This is a genomic window from Aeromonas rivipollensis, assembly GCF_037811135.1.
Taxonomy (GTDB): Bacteria; Pseudomonadota; Gammaproteobacteria; order Enterobacterales; family Aeromonadaceae; genus Aeromonas; species Aeromonas rivipollensis.
The window spans coordinates 2,741,897-2,760,881 of record NZ_CP149130.1 but is presented as its reverse complement, the minus strand read 5'-3'; the positions used below and the strand labels follow the sequence as shown (position 1 = coordinate 2,760,881).

The following is an 18,985-nucleotide window of genomic DNA, read 5'->3' as shown; positions in this document are numbered from 1 at the left end:
CCATGTCGAGTCGAAATCGGGTTATCTGGCGTGAGGGGCTCTTCATCAAGCCCCAGCACTTCCAGCAACAACAAAGGCATTCGGACTACGCGCTGCACGCTCGCCTGAGCGCACTCTCCGACTATTTCTATGGCTTGCAGTCGCTGGCCATCAACGAGGATTACCTCGGCTTTGGCCGCATCGCCCTGGTGGGAGCCACCGGCATACTGCCGGACGGCACCGTCTTCAATATTCCCAATGACGATGTGCTGCCATCCCCTCTGGAGGTCACCGACGCCTCGGTGGCGAACCAGAAGGTCTATCTGGCGCTGCCCCTCTCGGTGAGCGGAGTCAACGAGGTGGGGCAGGGGGGGCTGGTCTCCAGCCGGTTGCAGGCCCATCGCCACGACGTGCGGGACCTGCACAGCGAAGGGGGGGACGTGGTCTCCCTCGAGGTGGGAAGGGTCAGCCTACGGCTGATGCTGGAGCGGGAAGATCGCAGCGCCTATGCCTCCCTTGCCATCGCCCGCATTCTGGACAAGCGCCCGGATGGCGGCCTGGTGCTGGATCCCAACTTCATGCCCTGCAGCATCAGCGTGTCGGCCATCCCGACCCTCAAGCGCTTCCTCGGCGAGTCGGCGGGTCTGGTGGCAGAGCGGGCCCGCAGCCTCTCCCAGCGCATCGCGGCGCCGGGTCAGCAGGGGGTCGCCGATGTGGCCGAGTTCATGATGCTGCAACTGCTCAACCGGGCCCAGCCCCAGCTGTCGCACCTCGCGCGTCTTGGCACCCTGCACCCGGAGCGGCTGCACGAGGCGCTGGTGCAGCTGTGCGGCGAGCTGATGACCTTCACCGACGAGTCCCGCCTGCCCCCGGAATTCCCCGCCTATCGTCACGACGATCAGCAGGTGAGCTTCGAGCCGGTGATGCTGGCCCTGCGGCAGGCGCTGAGCACAGTGCTCTCGCCCCGCGCCGTCTCCATCCAGCTGCGCAAGCACCAGTACGGCGTCATGGTGGCCGTGGTCGGGGAGAGCGAGCTGATGCAGAGCGCCGACTTCGTGCTGGCGGTGCGCGCCCGGATGCCCCAGGAGCAGCTGCGCAAGCAGTTGCTGCAACAGACCAAGGTGGCGTCGAGCGACAAGATCCGCGAGCTCATCAGCCTGCAACTGCCCGGCATTCCGCTGCTGCCGCTGCCGGTGGCGCCGCGTCAGCTGCCCTATCACGCCGGTTACAGCTACTTCCAGCTCGACCGGCAGAGCCCGGCCTGGCAGATGCTGGCGGTGGGCAACACGCTCGCCTTCCACATCGCCGGCGATTTCCCGGAGCTCGACATGCAGCTCTGGGCCATCCGTAGCCAGTGATAGCACCAAGGAAACAAGCAAAGATGACCACGGACATTATCAAGAACGAGCAACTGAGCGACCTGCTGTTCGATCATGCCGAGCAGCTGGACATGGATTCGGACCACTGGTTCCGCCTGCGCGGCCAGAGCATCAACCCCATGATAGATGCGGTGACCCCCTTGCTGGGACTGGTACAGCGGGTGCGCCTGTTGTCGCGCCACGACAGGGTGCCCGAGCTCTATCAGCGGGTGGTGACCGAGATCCAGGCGATTGAGCAGGAGCTGATGGCCCAGGGCTACGAGAACGGGGTGGTGCTGTCGTTTCGCTACATCCTCTGCACCTTCATCGACGAGGCCGTGATGGGTCGTGACTGGGGCAGCCAAAGCGAATGGTCCGAGCACTCCTTGCTGACCCGTTTTCACAACGAGACCTGGGGCGGCGAGAAGGTGTTCGTGCTGCTGGCCCGCCTGCAGGAAGATCCGGTGCGCTATCGCGACATCCTGGAGTTCATCTATCTGTGCCTCTGCCTCGGTTTCGAGGGGCGCTACAAGGTGATGAGCAAGGGGCAAGGCGAATTCGAGCGCATCGTCAGGCAGTTGCACAAGCAGCTGGCCCCCGAGGCCGGTGGCGAGGCCCCCAGCGTGTTTCACCTCGACCTCGGTCGCCAGGCCTCCCGCTACCAGCTGCGCAAGCAGGTTTCCCTGCGCAGTCTGTTCATGGGCGGCGCCCTGATCCTGGCCATCATCTTTGGCCTCTATCACCACCAACTCAATAACCAGACCCAGGACGTGCTGCGTCAACTGGGCGAATTATTAAAATAAATACTTAAGGAGAGCACCCCTTGATCCGTATAGAGCTACCCGTACTGGTGGAAAGACTCAACCCCATCTGCCGTCACATGCTGGAGGAGGCTGCGGCCCTCTGCGTCAACCATCAAGGGGCCGAGATCCGCATCGAGCACCTGCTGCTCAAGATGCTGGAGACCCCCCTCAGCGATGTGCGCCAGATCCTGAAAATGGCCGGGGTGGAGGTCGAGGAACTCAAGACCCTGCTGCAACCCTCGAGCGCCGACAGCGGTTATGGTCAGGGGTACCCCTCCTTCTCGCCGCTGCTGGTGGAGTGGCTGCAAGACAGCTGGCTGCTGGCCTCGGCCGAGCTGCAACAGGCCCAGCTGCGCAGCGGCGTCATGCTGCTGGTGCTCTTGATGACACCCCAGCGCTACCTGCCGGGCTCGGTGACCCGTTTGCTGGCCAACGTCAATCGGGAGCTGCTGCGCCAGCAGTTCGACGAGTGGGTCAAGGATTCTGCCGAAACCCAGGTCACTCTGTCCGCCAGCGGCACTGCTACCCAGGCCGCTCTGCCGGCCGATGCCAGCCTGCTGGCCCGCTTCACCGTCAACGTCACCGAACAGGCTCGCCAGGGGACGCTGGATCCCGTGCTCTGCCGGGATCATGAAATTGACCTGATGATCGACATCCTCTCCCGTCGTCGCAAGAACAACCCCATAGTCGTGGGGGAGGCGGGGGTCGGCAAGAGTGCCCTCATCGAGGGGCTGGCCCTGCGCATGGTGGCGGGCCAGGTGCCCGAGAAGCTGCGCGGGGTCGAGCTGATGACCCTGGATCTCGGCGCAATGCAGGCCGGTGCTTCGGTCAAGGGGGAGTTCGAGAAACGCTTCAAGGGGGTAATGCAGGAGGTCAAGGATTCGGTACGTCCTGTCATCCTCTTTATCGATGAGGCCCACACCCTGATCGGGGCCGGCAACCAGGCCGGCGGCCTGGATGTCTCCAACCTCATCAAGCCGGCCCTGGCCCGGGGGGAGCTGCGCACCATCGCCGCCACCACCTGGGGCGAATACAAGAAATACGTGGAAAAAGACGCGGCCCTGTCGCGCCGCTTCCAGCTGGTGAAGGTGGGCGAGCCCAATGCCGATGAGGCCACCGTGATACTGCGCGGCCTGCGCAGCATCTACGAGAAGGCCCACGGAGTGCTCATCGACGAGGAGGCGCTGCAAGCCGCCGCCCAGCTCTCCGCCCGTTACATCTCCGGCCGTCAACTGCCGGACAAGGCGATCGACGTGCTCGATACCGCCTGTGCCCGGGTGGCCATCAACCTGACCACGCCGCCGCGCGCGGTCAGCCATCTACAAAACGCTCTGCGCCAGCGCGAGCTGGAGATCCGCCAGCTGGAGCGCCAGAGCCTGATTGGTCTTGGTGACAATGCAGAGCGCCTGGCCGAGTTGCAGGCCGCCCAACAGGCTTGCCGCGAGTCGCTGGCCGAGCAGGAGGCCCGGTGGCAGCAGCAGCAGGGGCTGGTGCACCAGATAGTCGAGCTGCGCGCGGCGCTGCTCGCCGATCAGCAGGATGAGATGCTGGCCAGAGAGGCGCTGGATCTCGCCGATGCGCCGTTGGATCCCCAAGCCGCCGCCGAGACGCTTGCCGGGCTGGAGCGCGAGCTGGCCGCCCTGCAACAGGGGGAGGTGCTGGTCTCCGCACACGTCGACAAGACCCAGATTGCGGCTGTGATCGCCGAGTGGACAGGGGTGCCCCTCAATCGCATCTCCCAGGGGGAGCTGGATGTGGTGACCCGGCTGCCGGAGTACCTTGGCGAGCTTATCAAGGGGCAGGATGTGGCGGTGGCCCACCTGCACAAGCACCTGCTGACCGCCCGCGCCGACCTGCGTCGTCCGGGCCGACCGCTGGGTGCCTTCCTGCTGGTGGGTCCAAGCGGGGTCGGCAAGACCGAAACCGTGCTGCAGATTGCCGAGCTGATGTTTGGCGGTCGCCAGTATCTGACCACCATCAACATGTCCGAGTATCAGGAGAAGCACACCGTCTCGCGCCTGATCGGCTCGCCCCCCGGCTATGTCGGCTTCGGCGAGGGGGGCGTGCTGACCGAGGCCATTCGGCAGAAGCCCTATTCGGTGGTGCTGCTGGACGAGGTGGAGAAGGCCCATCCGGACGTGCTCAACCTCTTCTATCAGGCGTTCGACAAGGGCGAGCTGGCGGACGGGGAAGGGCGCATCATCGACTGCAAGAACGTGGTCTTCTTCCTTACCTCCAACCTCGGTTTCCAGACCATAGTCGACTATGCCGAGCAGCCGGACGATCTGCTGGATGCGCTCTATCCGGAGCTCGCCGCCTTCTTCAAGCCGGCCCTGCTGGCGCGGATGGAGGTGATCCCCTATCTGCCGCTGGGTCACGACACGCTAGTGCAGATTGTCGGCGGCAAGCTCAACCGACTGGTCAGACTGCTCAAGGAGCGCTTCGGTGCCGAGGTGGTGCTGGACGACGAGGTGGCCGAGGAGATACTGCGCCGCGCCAACCGCAGCGAAAACGGGGCCCGCATGCTCGAATCGGTTATCGACGGCGCCCTGCTGCCGCCGGTCTCCCTGCAACTGCTGCAACGCCTTTCGGCCGGTGAACCCATCAAGTGCGTCCGCTTCTCGGTGGCCGATCACCAGTTCGTGGCCGAGGTGGAGGGCTGACCATGGAACAAGCCCTCGCCTTTGCCCTCGCCTTGACCCAGCAGCGAGACGAGCAGCACCTGTGCCACTGGTGGAGCTCGACCCTGGACGCCAGCTTCCAGCCCAAGGGAATACTGCTCGGCATGCTGGATGTGAGCGGACGCCAGCTCGAATGCACCGGCTGGGTCAAGGGGCAGGCCGTTGCCCTGGCCCTGGCGGTGGACGACTTTTCCCACCCGCTCGCCTATGTGCTGCACAAGGCCCAGTCCCGCACCTGGGACTCCCTCCATGGCGGCGCCCGCATCGAACACAAGGAGTTTCGTGCCCTGCTCTCGAACCTCGGCCAGCAGTGCGGCCTGCACGCTTTCCCCTTGCTGGACGGCAACGGCAAGCCGTTCGCCGTGCTGGCCATGATGGACAGCGCCGAACAACTGCAGGAGTGGACAGAAGGTCCCGAGTTGGCCCAGCTCTCCCAGGTGTTCTGCAACCAGCTCACCCTTATTCGGGATCTGGGGCGCAGCCGGCGGGATCAGAGCGTGCTGCGGGACTCCCTGCGCCAGATGAAGGGGGAGGGAGAGCGGCTGCGCCAGCACGAGAAGCTGCTCGGCGATCAGCTGGTCGGCCAGTCGGCGGTGATCCGCGGGCTGCGTGAGCAGATAAGCCTGGCGGGTCAGCACAAGCTGACCGTGCTCATTCAGGGGGAGACCGGCAGCGGCAAGGAAGTGGTGGCCCGGCTGGTGCACCAGTGCTCCGATCGGGCGGCAAAGCCGTTCGTCGCCATCAACTGCGCCGCCATCCCGGAAAATCTCATCGAGAGCGAGCTGTTCGGTTACCAGAAGGGGGCCTTCTCCGGGGCGCTGGCCAACAAGGCGGGGCTGGTGGCCCAGGCCAATGGTGGCACCCTCTTCCTGGACGAGGTGGGGGACATGCCCGCCGCCATGCAGGCCAAGCTGCTGCGGGTGCTGGAAACCCGCAGCTATCGGCCCCTTGGGGCCGAGCAGGAGTACCACTCCGATTTTCGTCTCATCGCTGCCACCCATCAGCCCCTCAGCCGTCACGTGGAGGAGGGGCAATTTCGGGCCGATCTCTACCACCGGCTCTGCCAGTGCCTGCTGCTGATCGCCCCCCTGCGGGAGCACATGGACGACGTGCCGCTCTTGTGCCAGCACTTCATGGACCAGTTTGCCGCCCAGGATGGCAAGACCCTGGCGGGGCTGCAGCGCAAGTTCTTGAAGCAGCTGCAAAGTTATGACTTTCCCGGCAACGTGCGCGAGCTGCGCAACCTGTTGGAGGTGGCCTGCGCCCACAGCCGTCACGGGGAAGAGGTGGGGCTGGAGGCGCTGCCGCCTGAGCTGCGGGAGCGGGTCTGCGTGGAGCTGCCTGCCTCGATGGACGACTACAACCATATCCGGGATCTGCGCCGGGCCATGCAGCAGTACGAAGCCTCCGTCATCGAGGCACGTCTGCGCCACTTCCAGGGTAACCGCATGCTGGTGGCCGAGAGCCTCAACATTCCCAAGCGCACCCTGGATCACAAGTGCCAGAAACTGGAGGTGAATTGATGAGCGTCCTCGGCCTATTGCTGCTGGCCGCCGGCAGCGCGGCGCCGCAGCTGGATATGCACGGTTGGCAGCAGTGCCGCCGCGAACCCTCTCCGCTGGTGCGGCTCTCCTGCTATGACGCCCTTGGCAATGGCGCGGTCAGTGCCGCAGAGGGGGGAGCCCCCAAGTCGGCAGCCTGGCAAGCCATCCGGGATCAGGAGCAGAGCCGTACCCCTGACAGCCCACCCTTCCTGCGGCAAAGCGACGAGGGACGGGGTAGCGAGACGCTCACCCGTCCCGCCTTGCGAGGAGCGACCCTGGCCATAGGGTGCGTCGACAGCATCACCCATATCCGCCTGCGGCTCGATACGCCCTGGGTCGGCGAGGAGGTGCAGATAGCGCTCGATGGCTCCCCCAGCAACAGCGCCCAGGGCTGGTTTATCCGGGACAAGGGAATGCTGCTGGAGTATGGCCGCGGTCTGCCCGCCATCGAGGAGCTCAAGCGCTGGATTGGCCATCGCGAGCTGCAGGTCAAGGCGGCCAACGGCGCCTTGCTGCGGGTCGATCTGAGCGGCCTGAAAGAGGCGCTGCTTCCCCTGCGCCAGCAGTGTCGCTGGTAGGGGGCGCCATGAGCTATCAACACCCCTGGTGTGCCCGTCTGCTCACCCCCTTGCCGGATGAGCAGATCAGCGGCGCCGTGCTGGCCGACGAGCCGCGCTGGGATTATGTGGAGACAGAGCTGGTCAAGCTGGGATCCCTGGCCCATGGCCAGGTGGATCTCAATGCGGTGGCAGAAGCCTGTCTGGGGTTGCTGGAGAGCCGCACCAAGGACATGCGGGTGCTGGCCCAGCTGCTGCGCTGTTTGCAGCACCCGGCCAAGGCGACCCCCCTGGGGGCCGCGCTCAGTCTGCTGGAAGCCTGGATCCAGGCTTATTGGCTGCTGGCCTGGCCCGGCAATGCCAGCCAGAAACAGCGGCTGATGGTGCAAATCGTCAAGCGCTTCGAGGGGGCTCTGCCGCGGGTGAGTGACAGCGCCTCGGCAGCCGAGCTGGCCCAGTTGCTGGCCCAGGCCGAGCAGCTGGAGCGGGTCTGGCTGGCCCTGTGCCCGGACAAGGGCGAGTTGCTCGATCCCCTGCTGATGGGGCTGAAGCGGGCCCAGCGTCAGCAGGTGGCCCAGGCCCAGGCGGATGCCGGTGTGCTACCCGGGAGCAGCGCCGTCGTGGCGACGGCCGCCGCTACCGGCATGGCGGGTTCCATGGTGCTCAGTGGCAGCACCAAGGGATCCGGCGTCGAGATCGACAGCTCCAATGACAGGGCCTGGCGCCAGACCCAGCTCAAGGTGGCGGATCTGCTGATCGAGCGCCAGCCGGAGGCGGCGGTGGGCTATCGCCTGCGCCGTCACGCCATCTGGGCTGGTATCACGACTCCGCCCATGGTGGCCCGGGACAACAAAACCCAGCTGGCCCCCATGTCGGTGGACATGGTGGATGAATATCGCGCCGCCATGAACAGCCCCGATCAGGGGCTCTGGCAGCGCATCGAGCAGAGCCTGACCCTGGCCCCCTACTGGTTCGAGGGGCATCGCCTCTCGGCCGAGGTGGCGCAGAAGCTGGGATTTGCCGCAGTGGCCCAGGCCATCGCAGAGGAGCTCGATGGTTTCTTGCAGCGTCTGCCAGCCTTGCGGGACCTCGCCTTCAGTGACGGCAGCCCCTTCCTCTCCCCCGAATGTGGCCGCTGGCTGCAACCCGGCAGGGGTGGTGGGGGAGGCGAGGGGGAGTCCTGCCTGGCCGAAGAGATAGCCCAGCGCCATGGGGAGCAGGGGGTGGCCGCGGCCCTGGCCCTGCTCGATGAACGAATGGCGCAGATGAAGGAGCCAAGAGATCGCTTTCACGCCCAGTTGGTGCAGGCGGAGCTGTTGGCACAGGAAGGCATGGAGGCGCTTGCGCGCCAGCACTATCAACACTTGTGGCAAGAGGCGAGTCGCCTTGGGTTGTCGCACTGGGAGCCCGGGCTGGTCAGTCGCCTGGAGAGCCAGGCGACCCCGTTGTCGAAATAAGTGCCGAAATGAGTCATTGAGTCGGAGTTGGATCACATTTTATGTTCAAAACCATCTTTACCTTTCTGCGGCAACAGCTGCCGAAATTGAAACCCTCCTGGCCTCTGCTCGGTGTGGTGTTCTGGGCGCTTGCCCTGATCCTGGTGTGGTGGCTGGGCCCTCGCCTCGAGATCCGTGACGCCAAGCCGTTGGCGCCGCTGTGGGGGCGGGTGGTGTTCACCCTGCTCTGGCTCTGGCTGCTGCTGGGGGTACTCTCCTGGCGGGTGTGGCGCAAGATGCAGCAGCTCAAGGCCGAACGCCAGCACGAGGTGGTGCTGGAGCAGGATCCGGTCAAGGGGCTGCTCGACAGGCAGGCGCTGTTCCTGAACCGCTGGCTGCAGGCCCTGGGGGATCACTTGGGCAAGGGGGCGCTCTACGCCATGCCCTGGTACCTGGTGCTGGGGCTGCCCGGCAGCGGCAAGAGCAGCCTTATTCACCGTGCCAACCCGGCCAACAAGCTCAATCCCAGGCTGGACACCGAGCTGCGTGACGTGGCGCAGGATCAGCTGGTGGACTGCTGGCTGGGGGAGCAGGCGGTGATGCTGGATCCCGCCGGCGAGCTTTTGTCCCAGTCCGAACCCGAGCTGGAGCCCCTGGCGCGCAAGCACGAGCGGCTCTGGCTGCACCTGCTGACCTGGCTGTCCGAACATCGTCGTCGTCAGCCCCTCAACGGCCTGGTACTGACAGTGGATCTGGCCTGGCTCTCCCACGCCAGCGTGGCCGAGCGCAAGGCCTACGCCCAGCTGATGCGGGCGCGCCTGCAGGAGGTGTCGGCCACCATGAACACCCGGTTGCCGCTCTATGTCACCTTCACCAAGCTCGACCTGCTGCGCGGCTTCGATGTGGTGTATGAGCAGCTCGACAAGGAGGCCCGTGACGCCGTGCTGGGGGTGACCTTCCAACCCGGTGGCGGTCAATCCTGGCAGCAGGATCTGGCCCTGTTCTGGGATCAGTGGGTGGACAACCTCAACCAGAACCTGCCGGAGTTGATGCTGGCCCGGCTCGATGCCGCCCAGCGCAATGCCCTCTTCTCCTTCGTGCGCCAGCTGGCGGGGCTGAAGGATTATGTCACCAGCCTGCTCGACGAGACCCTGGCCATAGAGGAGAGCAAGCCGCTGCTGGTGCGCGGTGTCTACATCAGCTCCGTCTATCAGCAGGGGGTGCCGTTCGATGCGTTCGCCCAGGCCGCCTCCCGCCGCTACAACCTGCCGGAGCCCATTCACTCCGCCCTGCGCGGGGAGTCCAACACCTATTTCGTGCGCCAGCTCTTCTCCACCATCATCTTCCCCGAGGCCCATCTGGCCGGGGAGAACCGGCTGCACACCCTCTATCGCCGTCGCCGCATGGCCATCGGTCTGAGTTGTCTGTCGTTGTTCTCGGCAGCCCTCATCGGTGGCTGGCACTACTTCTACCGGGTCAACGAGGAGGCGGGTCGCAACGTGCTGACCAAGGCCCAGGCCTTCATGGAGACCAACGAGGTGGCGGACGCCCATGCCTTCGGGGTGAGCCAGCTGCCGCGCCTCAATCTCATTCGCGAGGCGACCCTCTCCTTTGGCAACTACCGCGATCGTACCCCGCTGGTGGCCGACCTTGGCCTCTATCAGGGGGACGAGATTGGCCCCTATGTGGAAGGCTCCTATCTGCAACTGCTGAACCTGCGCTTCCTGCCGGCCCAGATGCAGGGGCTGCTGGCGGATCTTGAGCAGGCACCGGCTGGCAGCGAGGAGAAACTCGCCATACTGCGGGTGATGCGGATGCTCGATGACGCCTCCGGCCGCAACAAGGAGCTGGTGGCACAATACATGGCGAGCCGCTGGCAGAAGGCCTTCCCGGGGCAGGGGGCGGTGCAGGAGCAGCTGATGGCGCATCTGGATTACGCCCTCGATCACACCGACTGGCACGGCGCCCGTGCCGCCCGGGATCAGGGGGCCATCACCGCCTTCGTACCCTTCAAGGAGCCCATCTATGGCGCCCAGCGCGAGCTTGGCAAGCTGCCCATGTATCAGCGGGTCTACCAGAACCTGGTGGTGAAGGCGAATGATGTGTTGCCGCCGGATCTCTACGTGCGCGACGAGGTGGGACCCACCTTCGACACCGTCTTTGCCCTGCGCAGCGACAGCGCCGGCCAGGTGCCCCGTCTGCTGACCTGGCCCGGTTTCAGCGATTTCTTCCAGAAGCAGGACAAGACGCTGATCGATCTCACCGCCATGGATGCCTGGGTGCTGGGTCAGCGCAAGCTGACTCAGCTGAGCGAGGCGGATCGCAAGGAGATCACCCGTCAGGTCAATGAGCGTTACGTCACCGACTACGTCAACCAGTGGCAAAAACTGCTGACCAATCTGGACGTGCAGACTCTGGAGAGCCCTGAGCAGGCACTGGACGTGCTCTCCGCCATCACCGGCAACGATCAGCCGTTCCAGCGGGTGCTGGCGGCCCTCGATGACAACACCCGCATTCGCAAGATCTCCGACGTGGAAGGGGATCCGGCCCAGGCCATCACGGCCCGCATCGGTCGCCCCTTCATGGCCACCAACGCGGCGCTGGCTGGCCGGGGCGAGCAGGGCCCGCTCATCCAGGAGGTGAACCAGAAGCTGGTGGAGTTGCAGCACTATCTGGAGCTCATCGTCAACGCCACCGAGCCGGGCCAGTCGGCCCTGAAGGCGGTGCAGCTGCGCCTGACCAACAAGTACGCCGACCCCGTCTTTGCCTTGCAGCAGTATGCCCGTGGCCTGCCGGCTCCGCTGGATCGCTGGGTGGGGCAGCTCTCCGATCAGAGCTCTCGGCTGGTCATCGATCTCGCCATGTCCTCCCTCAATCAGGAGTGGCAGGACAAGGTGCTGGCCCCGTTCAACAGCCAGCTGGCGGGGCGTTATCCCTTCGAACCCGGCTCCGCCAAGGATGTGCCCCTCTCCGAGATGGAGCGCTTCTTCGCGCCGGGCGGGACCCTGGACAGCTTCTACCAGGTCAATCTCAAGCCCATGGTGGAGAGCGGTCTGATGGAGGGGGAGCTGAGCTCGCCCATCCAGGCCGAACTGGTGAAACAGCTGGATAGAGCCGCCCGCATCCGCCAGATCTTCTTCAGCCAGCAGGGTAACCTGGAGGTGCAATTTGCCCTCGAGCCCATCGAGCTCACCGCCAACAAGCGGCGCAGCGTGCTGAACCTGGATGGCCAGTTGCTGGAGTATGCCCATGGTCGTCGCACCAAGATCCCGCTGGTGTGGCCCAACACCATGCGCGACGGGGCCGAGAGCAAGATCACCCTGGTGCCGGCCGCCCGCGAGCGCTCGCCGCGCAGCGAAGGCTTCGTCGGCCCCTGGGCCATGTTCCGCCTGATGGACAAGGGGGAGCTGACCCAGGTCAACGAGGCCACCTTCGATGTGCGCTTCCCGGTGGATCAGGGGGCCATGACCTATCGCGTCTATACCGACAGCGCGCAGAACCCCTTCGCCGGCGGCCTGTTCAGCCAGTTCAGATTGCCTGAATCCCTCTATTGATAGCGCGGGGGGCAGGCAGTGCCCCCCCTGTTTTGGAAGCCGATATGACACATGACCAGCAAGGCCAGCAGGCGCTGAAGGTGGGGCGCGACCCCAGAATGTTGCCGGAATACGAGGCGCTGCGAGCGGAGATCAACAAGCTCAGCCACGCCTCCCGCCCCGAGGTGGACTGGCTCAGGATCCATCAGCTCGCGAGCCAGATCTTCGAAAAGCACGGGGTGGATCTGCAGACCGCCATCTATTTCACCCTGGCACGCTCACGCCTGCAGGGTCTGAGCGGCTTTACCGAGGGGTGCGAGTTTCTCGCCAACCTCATCGTCACCCAGTGGGATAGCTTCTGGCCACCGGTCCATCAGGAGCGGGCCCGCATCGAGATGCTGGATTGGTTCATCGCCCGCATCAGCGACGTCATTCGCCAGTACCAGATCAGTCACGAGGACAAGCGGCTGGTCTACCGCTGCGAGCGGGCGTTGCAGCTCATCAGCGAGAAGCTGCACAACGCGGGCTTGAGCCGCATTCCCCGGGTCGAGAACCTGGTGCATTTCATCGAAGGCTATACCCACCTCTTTGACGAGACCGAGATCGTCATCGTCTCCGATGAGCCCGGCCTCAAGGATGAGCTGCAGATCCCGCCCATGGTCTTCTTCAAGTCCGATATGGAGAGCGACCACGGCGCTTCTGCCGGGGTGGCGACCGGGCACTTGCCCCAGGGCAGCATACTGGTGGGCCGGGAGAAGGGGCAGGTCAAACCGACAGTGCTCAAGATTGAGCAGCATCGCAAACAGCGTCCGGCCTGGTTCTGGTTTGGCTGCGGCCTGCTCAGCTGCGCCCTGCCGGTGATGGGCTGGCTGGGTTGGCAGCAGCAGCAGCAGGAGAAGATGGTGGTCGCCCAGCGCTTGCAGCAGCCAGCCGCCGAGTTGCCCAGGGCCCTCAGCTATGACGATATCCGCCAGGCGCGCATCGTGCTGGGGGAGCAGGCCCTGCAAGGGATGGAGAGCGATCTGGTGGCCCGTTATCAGAGCCAGCTTGCCCGGCTGGAGCAGACCTCACCGCTCTATTGGTATCGCTACGGCGAGGGACTGCGTGCCTCGCTGCAGATGCTTTACCCCGACTCGCTGGCAGTCAAGGCGCTCGACAAGCAGTGGCAGAGTGCGCTGGCCGGCCAGCAGGGCGACGCCCTCGGCGTGCCGACCTATCTGGATGCCCGCGCCGGGGTGGATGCCCTGCTGGATCAACTGCTGGAGCTGGAGCGCCAGCGCAAGACGGTGACCATCTCCTATCTCAAGTCCCAGCTCTACGAGGTGCAGAAGAACCTGATGCAGAACATTCCGTTCAGCCTGCGCCTTGATGAGCTGGAGGCGAGAAGGGCAGCCCAGGAGCCCATCACGGCGGCGGATCTGAAGGGGCTGGAGAACGATCTGAAGGCGCTCAATATCCGCCTCTATCAGTTGCAGCAAGGCAATGTTGGTGGGTGATCATGCTGCCCCGAGCAATACGTTGCGCAAGGAATAGAGAAATTCTCTATGTGGGCAATGTTTTGCCATCTTTTCACGCAGTCTTGTGCCATCCATTGCAGTGCGCTGCGTCATGGTCAGAGTGACCGGTTGTAATTGACTGATATAAAACAACATTTTCGCGTCATTTGCGTTGGCATGGAGGCTGCTGGACAGCCAGCCCAATGTGCATTTACGCCTCCTGCCCACCCGGGTGGCAGGAGCCATGGCAGGGCCGTCATCAGTGGCGCGCCCTTGCCCACACGGAGAATCCAGATGTGCCCTTCCATTGCATTGCTCGGTGACATAGGCACCGACCACGAGGGATTTCACCCCTCCCCGGTGATTGCCGCCAGCCCTGATGTGTTCCTCGATGGCAAGCCGGTGGCCCGGCAGGGGGATCCGCTGGCCCCCCACGACAAACCCAACAATCCCCCTCATCCGCGCAGCATCTCGGGGGGGGTCGGCTCGGTACTGGTCAATGGCAAGCCCATCGCCGTGACCGGCACCGCCATCGGCTGCGGCGGCGTTGTCATTGGTTCTGGCAGCGGACAGGCAGGATAAGGAGTCACTGATGGCAGACAGCACAGGATTACAATTTACCGTCAAGGTGGGGGCCCTGCCCGAGAGCACCTTTGTGGTGGCGGAGTTTGCCCTGGAAGAGGGGTTGAACCGACCGTTCAACCTGCGCCTTGAGCTGGCAAGCCCCGAGCCCGATGTGGATTTCGGCGCCGCGCTGGACCAGCCCTGTGAGCTCTTGGTTTGGTACAACGGCGAGCTGCAACGGCGGGTGTGTGGGGTGGTGAGCGACATGGCACAGGGGGACAGCGGTTTTCGCCGTACCCGCTACACCCTTGACGTTAAACCGGCGCTATGGCGGTTGTCGCTTCGCCAGAATTCCCGCATCTTCCAGGCGCAGAAGCCCGACGAAATCCTCAGCATCCTGCTGCAAGAGCACGGCATCACCGACTACGCCTTTGCGCTCAAGAATGAGCACGCCAAGCGGGAATACTGCGTCCAGTACCGGGAGACCGACCTCGACTTCGTCAATCGCCTCGCTGCCGAAGAGGGGCTCTTCTACTTCTTTGAGTTCGAGCAGGGCAAGCATCGCATCGTCTTTGCCGACGACGCGGCGGCCCTGACCGCCGGCCCCGCGCTCTTCTTCAACCTCGGCAACCGCTCCCTGGAACAGGGCCACTATGTGCGCCAGTTCCACTACCGGGAGGCGGTGCGCCCCTCGGATGTGGAGCTCAAAGACTACAGCTTCAAGACCCCGGCCTATGGGCTCTCCCACAAGAAGCTGGGGGCAGAGCTTGCGCACCAGCGCGATACCTACCAGCACTTCGACTACCCGGGCCGCTACAAGCTGGACCCGAGCGGCAAGGCCTTTGCCCAGCACCGGCTGGATGCCCTGCGCAATGACGCTGTCACCGGCAGTGGCAAGTCCAACAGCGCGGCCCTGCTGCCGGGCCAGACTTTTACCCTCAGCGAGCACCCTAACGGGGCGCTCAACACCGACTGGCAAGTGGTGCGTATCAGCCACACCGGCTTGCAGCCCCAGGCGCTGGAAGAGGAGGGGGGGAGCGGCCCCACCGTCTACCACAACGAGTTTGGGGTGGTGAAGGCGAGCACTACCTGGCGAGCGCTGATGCCGGCCAGGCCCATGGTGGATGGCCCGCAAATCGCCATCGTAGTGGGGCCGGAGGGGGAGGAGATTTACTGCGACGAGCACGGCCGGGTGAAGCTGCAGTTCCCCTGGGACCGCTACGGCAGCTCCAACGACATGAGCTCCTGCTGGGTACGGGTGAGCCAGGGCTGGGCGGGTGGCCAGTACGGCATCATGGCCATCCCGCGCATCGGCCACGAGGTCATAGTGAGTTTCCTCGAAGGGGACCCGGACCAGCCCATAGTGACGGGTCGCACCTTCCACGCTACCAACCGGCCCCCCTACGAGTTGCCGGCCAACAAGACCCGAACAGTGCTGCGCACCGAAACCCACCAGGGGGAGGGCTTCAACGAGCTGCGCTTCGAAGACCAGGCGGGGCAGGAAGAGATTTATATCCACGGTCAGAAAGACCTGAACCTGCTCATCGAAAACGACGCCGCCTGGCATATCAAGCACGACGAGCATCGGGTTATCGACAACGAGCGGGTGACCCGCATCAAGGCCAACGACCACCTGACGGTGGAGGGGGAGAAGCGGGACCAGATAAAGGCGGACTACTCCCTCACCGTGGATGCCAGCATACATCAGAAGCTTGGCCAGTCATTGCTGGTGGAGGCCGGGGAGGAAGTGCATATCAAGGTGGGCGACAAGCTGGTGCTGGAGGCAGGTTCCGAGATCACCCTCAAGGGCGGCGGCAGCTTTGTAAAAGTGGATCCGAGCGGCATCAAGCTGGTGGGCCCCGCCATCAAGCTCAATGCCGGCGGCAGCGCAGGGTCAGGATCCGGCTGGGCTGGCAAGGCTCCCGTTGTACCCAAGGGGGTAGAAGTGGTCAAGGCCCCCGAGCTGGTTGAGATCATCAAGGCCATCCCCACCGAGAAGACGATGGAGGCACTGCTCAAGGAGCAGAAGCCAGCGGCGTTCTACCTCTTTTCTGAATAAGGAGAAAGCATGAAGTTTGCATTTCCCATCCTCACGGCCAAAGGGGAAGAATTCAAGGACGTCAAGGCGCTGACGGCACTCATCAATGGCGAAAAGTCGGGCCATTACCTCCTTGGTAATCACAACAAATGGCACGGCGGAATTCATATCAGCGACCAGAGTGCCCCCTGGTGCAAGGATAAATACCCCGTCAGAGCCATGGCCGATGGTAAGGTGGTGGCATTCCGGATGATGAAGGATTACCTGACCTCCGCGTATCAAGAGGAATCCTTACGCTATTCCAACTGCTTCTGTTTGGTCGAACATGAGTATTGCGAAATAAACCCCGAGACGAAGGCGAAAAATGAGTTCACCTTCTATTCGCTCTATATGCATCTGCTGCCTTGGGATCAGTACCAAACCGCCGAGAAACTGGTACTGAAAAAGGGCTGGAATGCACGCAATTCCGTTCCTCACGCCAATCCCGATGCCGATCAGCAGCGTGCCGATGCCGCCTTGCCTCGTTTCACCCTGCCCAAGGATACCGAACTGGAAATGGACAGCAGTGTGCCATCCCAAAAGGGGAATGTCGGGGGCAAGGTGTATGACTTCATCAAGGTGATCATCAAGAGCCCGCTTTCCAGTGCCCAGATAAAAGAGGCGGAGAAGGCGGGAGTATTGGTCAGTGAAGGAAGTGCAGTCTGGATTGCCAATAGCCAGGACGCTGTCGAGGTGATTAAACCCAACCTGCCTACCTGGCTATTCGATCAGATAGAGGCGGAACTGCTGACTAATATGGTTGGCCGTGCGGACCCTGTTCTTAATGGACCTACAGGTCGTCTGATGGCGGGAGACAGAAGTGTATCTCTGCCTGCGGGCACCAAGTTGCAGTATGATGCGCACCAATTGGAATTCCATTGGATTGGTGACAAGGCGCGCAAGATGGCCAGATGCAACTATGTGATGCCGACTATGGAGGGGGCGCCCGGTAGCTGTGGCATGGCCTGGGTGTGCGTTGAGGATGAATTTATCAAGGTCAATGCGCGTACACCCTCCCATCTCGGTGAGCTCTATGTGTTGCCATCATCAGTTGCCATAGCGGCGGGAGAGACCATAGGTTACCTCGGCCTGGTGGAAACGCCGGGTTCCCTCATCGGGGGCAAGAAGAGCAAGCATCAAGTACATCTTGAGGTGTTCACCCAGGATCCCAGACTGGACGATGTATTAGCCAACAAAGCTAATACAAAAGGCGGTGCCAGCTATGCCAAGGTGCCGGCCGAACTCGTCTTGCATGAGAAGAAAACGCAGGACGGTAAAGATCTCTGGGTTGCGACCGGTGACAAGAGTCTGGAAGAGCTGGTTGAATCACCCAAGCTGGAAAAAGACGCTGCCAAGCAGGAGTGGGTCAGCGTCTCGTCAGGAAAATATGTCAAGAAAGAGCAAGTGGAGCTTTTGAGCCAACATGACTGGCTGAAGATAGGTTTTAAAAAGGTCGATGGTTCAGGCTCTGACGGCTATCTGGATCCCGATGCACCGTCTGCATTTTTTACCAATCTGGTAAATAGTTTTGATACCGATGGCAATGGTGAGCTCAGCAGTGAAGAGATCCAGGCTGCCCTGCAAAATAGCGGTAATGCCGATCAACTTCATAAGCTAATCGTCAAGCACCCCAGCGAGTGGTATGAAAAATCCTCGGCCAGTAGTTATCTGTGGCTGGACAAGCTGATGGCTAAAATTGACCTACCCGATTTTGACAAATTGGTAGATCACGAAAAACAGCGCATCGATAAGCTTGAGTGGATGCAAAGTGCTGTCAAGTTAAATCTTGGTAAGGATATCTGGCATATTTATCCAATAGCAGTGCTTCGTAACAGTACTAACACGAAACCTATAATCTTTCCGCTAAAAGTAAAACCAGAGAATGATATAGGTAAGAAATGGGAAAATAAATGTTGGTCTGCAGATGAGAGAAATAATGCGGCAACATTTAGTTACCCAAGGAATAATGGTCGTAGGCATGCAGCTAGGGACCTTTATACGAATCCTTTTGAAGAGGTTATTGCTGTATCTAATGGAGAAGTTCTACAGGTAGCTAATTTCTATTGTGAGACTTATGAAGTAACTATTCTGCATAGAACCAACGATGGCCGAGAATTTATTATGCGTTATGGTGAGCTGGCACCTGACCGCATAAAAGTATCTGTTGGTGATTTTGTTATGCAAGGGCAGTCTGTAGGTTATACGGGGAAATTATTACAACGTGGGATACCTCTAGTTAAAATCAATGGCTCGGTAGTGTTTATGCTACATGTTGAAATATATTCTTGTCAGTCTGGTCGTGATCTTAAAAAGCCATTGACCAATAGAGGTGTTCGCCCTTATCAACGTCGCGAAGATCTTGTAGATGCCATAGATATATTAAAAGAGGGGTATCATAATAGTTTCGAAGGCATGGAAAGAAAGAGTACTGTCCGTAGACCTGCAGCAGAGTGGAAAACCTCCGCCCAAGGCATCGCTTTCATCAAAGCTTGGGAAAGTGTGAAAATTAAAAATGGTAAGCATGTTCCTTATAATGATTCTGAAGGTTATTGTACTATTGGGTATGGGCACTTGATAGAGAAGGGACGTTGCGAAGACATTTCTATCCCTAGTCGTTTTGTGCATGGACTTGATGAGGCAACAGCGCTTGAAATATTTAGTGAGGATCTAAGTGAATTTGAGAGGGCGGTGGCTAGAGATGTAAACATTGATTTATCCCAGAATGAGTTTGATGCATTTGTTAGTCTGCTTTTCAATACAGGTGCAAATTTTCTTTTGCCTATTATCGGTAAGGCACCAAAACTACGACAGAATATCGCTAGCAGAAATTATGAAGGAATTGCTAAAGAGTTTCTTGATATTACCAATGGTGGAGAGAAAGGTTTGGTAAAGCGGCGCAAAGCAGAACACAACATGTTTTTAAATAATGTATATGATTCAACGCATTAGTTTTTTAG

12 protein-coding genes are annotated in these 18,985 nt (G+C 61.7%); 11 read left to right on the top strand and 1 reads right to left on the bottom strand.

Going from position 1 to position 18,985, the window contains the following annotated elements; all coding sequences use genetic code 11:
• Positions 1–2: 2 nt before the first annotated feature.
• The 8 genes from tssK to WIR04_RS12360 are packed head-to-tail and all read left to right on the top strand — an operon-like array spanning position 3 to position 13,387.
• On the top strand, positions 3–1,337 hold the full coding sequence (gene tssK, locus WIR04_RS12395; RefSeq protein ID WP_025326634.1) for a type VI secretion system baseplate subunit TssK: 1,335 nt from the start codon (positions 3–5) through the stop codon (positions 1,335–1,337).
• 23 nt (positions 1,338–1,360) lie between these two features.
• Positions 1,361–2,140, top strand: coding sequence for a type IVB secretion system protein IcmH/DotU (gene icmH, locus WIR04_RS12390; RefSeq protein ID WP_338887279.1), 780 nt, complete (start codon positions 1,361–1,363; stop codon positions 2,138–2,140).
• 20 nt (positions 2,141–2,160) lie between these two features.
• Positions 2,161–4,803, top strand: coding sequence for a type VI secretion system ATPase TssH (gene tssH, locus WIR04_RS12385; protein ID WP_338887277.1), 2,643 nt, complete (start codon positions 2,161–2,163; stop codon positions 4,801–4,803).
• 2 nt (positions 4,804–4,805) lie between these two features.
• Positions 4,806–6,344 carry a sigma-54 dependent transcriptional regulator gene (locus tag WIR04_RS12380; protein WP_338887275.1) on the top strand — a complete coding sequence of 513 codons (1,539 nt, stop codon included), beginning with the start codon at positions 4,806–4,808 and terminating at the stop codon, positions 6,342–6,344.
• Complete coding sequence (gene vasI / locus WIR04_RS12375; RefSeq protein WP_338887273.1) at positions 6,344–6,943, top strand: type VI secretion system-associated protein VasI; 600 nt, start codon at positions 6,344–6,346, stop codon at positions 6,941–6,943. The genes WIR04_RS12380 and vasI overlap by 1 nt, the downstream gene beginning before the upstream one ends.
• An 8-nt stretch (positions 6,944–6,951) precedes the next feature.
• Positions 6,952–8,379: a type VI secretion system protein TssA gene (tssA, locus tag WIR04_RS12370; protein ID WP_338887271.1), complete on the top strand. Its 1,428-nt coding sequence runs from the start codon at positions 6,952–6,954 to the stop codon at positions 8,377–8,379.
• Between the two features lie 41 nt (positions 8,380–8,420).
• The gene (gene tssM / locus WIR04_RS12365; RefSeq protein ID WP_338887269.1) at positions 8,421–11,912 is read left to right on the top strand and encodes a type VI secretion system membrane subunit TssM; all 3,492 of its coding nucleotides are present in this window, start codon (positions 8,421–8,423) and stop codon (positions 11,910–11,912) included.
• Positions 11,913–11,956: 44 nt separating this feature from the next.
• On the top strand, positions 11,957–13,387 hold the full coding sequence (locus WIR04_RS12360; protein ID WP_025326641.1) for a VasL domain-containing protein: 1,431 nt from the start codon (positions 11,957–11,959) through the stop codon (positions 13,385–13,387).
• Here the strand turns inward: WIR04_RS12360 and WIR04_RS12355 are convergent, their stop codons facing one another.
• The gene (locus WIR04_RS12355; protein WP_338887267.1) at positions 13,388–13,543 is read right to left on the bottom strand and encodes a hypothetical protein; all 156 of its coding nucleotides are present in this window, start codon (positions 13,541–13,543) and stop codon (positions 13,388–13,390) included.
• Positions 13,544–13,681: 138 nt separating this feature from the next.
• Here WIR04_RS12355 and WIR04_RS12350 point away from each other — a divergent pair, with 138 nt between their 5' ends.
• Genes WIR04_RS12350 through WIR04_RS12340 form a run of 3 tightly spaced genes read left to right on the top strand, consistent with a single transcriptional unit; the run spans position 13,682 to position 18,977 of the window.
• Positions 13,682–13,969 carry a type VI secretion system PAAR protein gene (locus WIR04_RS12350; protein WP_025326642.1) on the top strand — a complete coding sequence of 96 codons (288 nt, stop codon included), beginning with the start codon at positions 13,682–13,684 and terminating at the stop codon, positions 13,967–13,969.
• Between the two features lie 10 nt (positions 13,970–13,979).
• Complete coding sequence (gene tssI, locus WIR04_RS12345; RefSeq protein ID WP_338887263.1) at positions 13,980–16,010, top strand: type VI secretion system tip protein TssI/VgrG; 2,031 nt, start codon at positions 13,980–13,982, stop codon at positions 16,008–16,010.
• A 9-nt stretch (positions 16,011–16,019) separates the two neighbouring features.
• Positions 16,020–18,977 carry a glycoside hydrolase family protein gene (locus WIR04_RS12340; protein ID WP_338887261.1) on the top strand — a complete coding sequence of 986 codons (2,958 nt, stop codon included), beginning with the start codon at positions 16,020–16,022 and terminating at the stop codon, positions 18,975–18,977.
• The last annotated feature ends 8 nt before the right edge of the window (positions 18,978–18,985 follow it).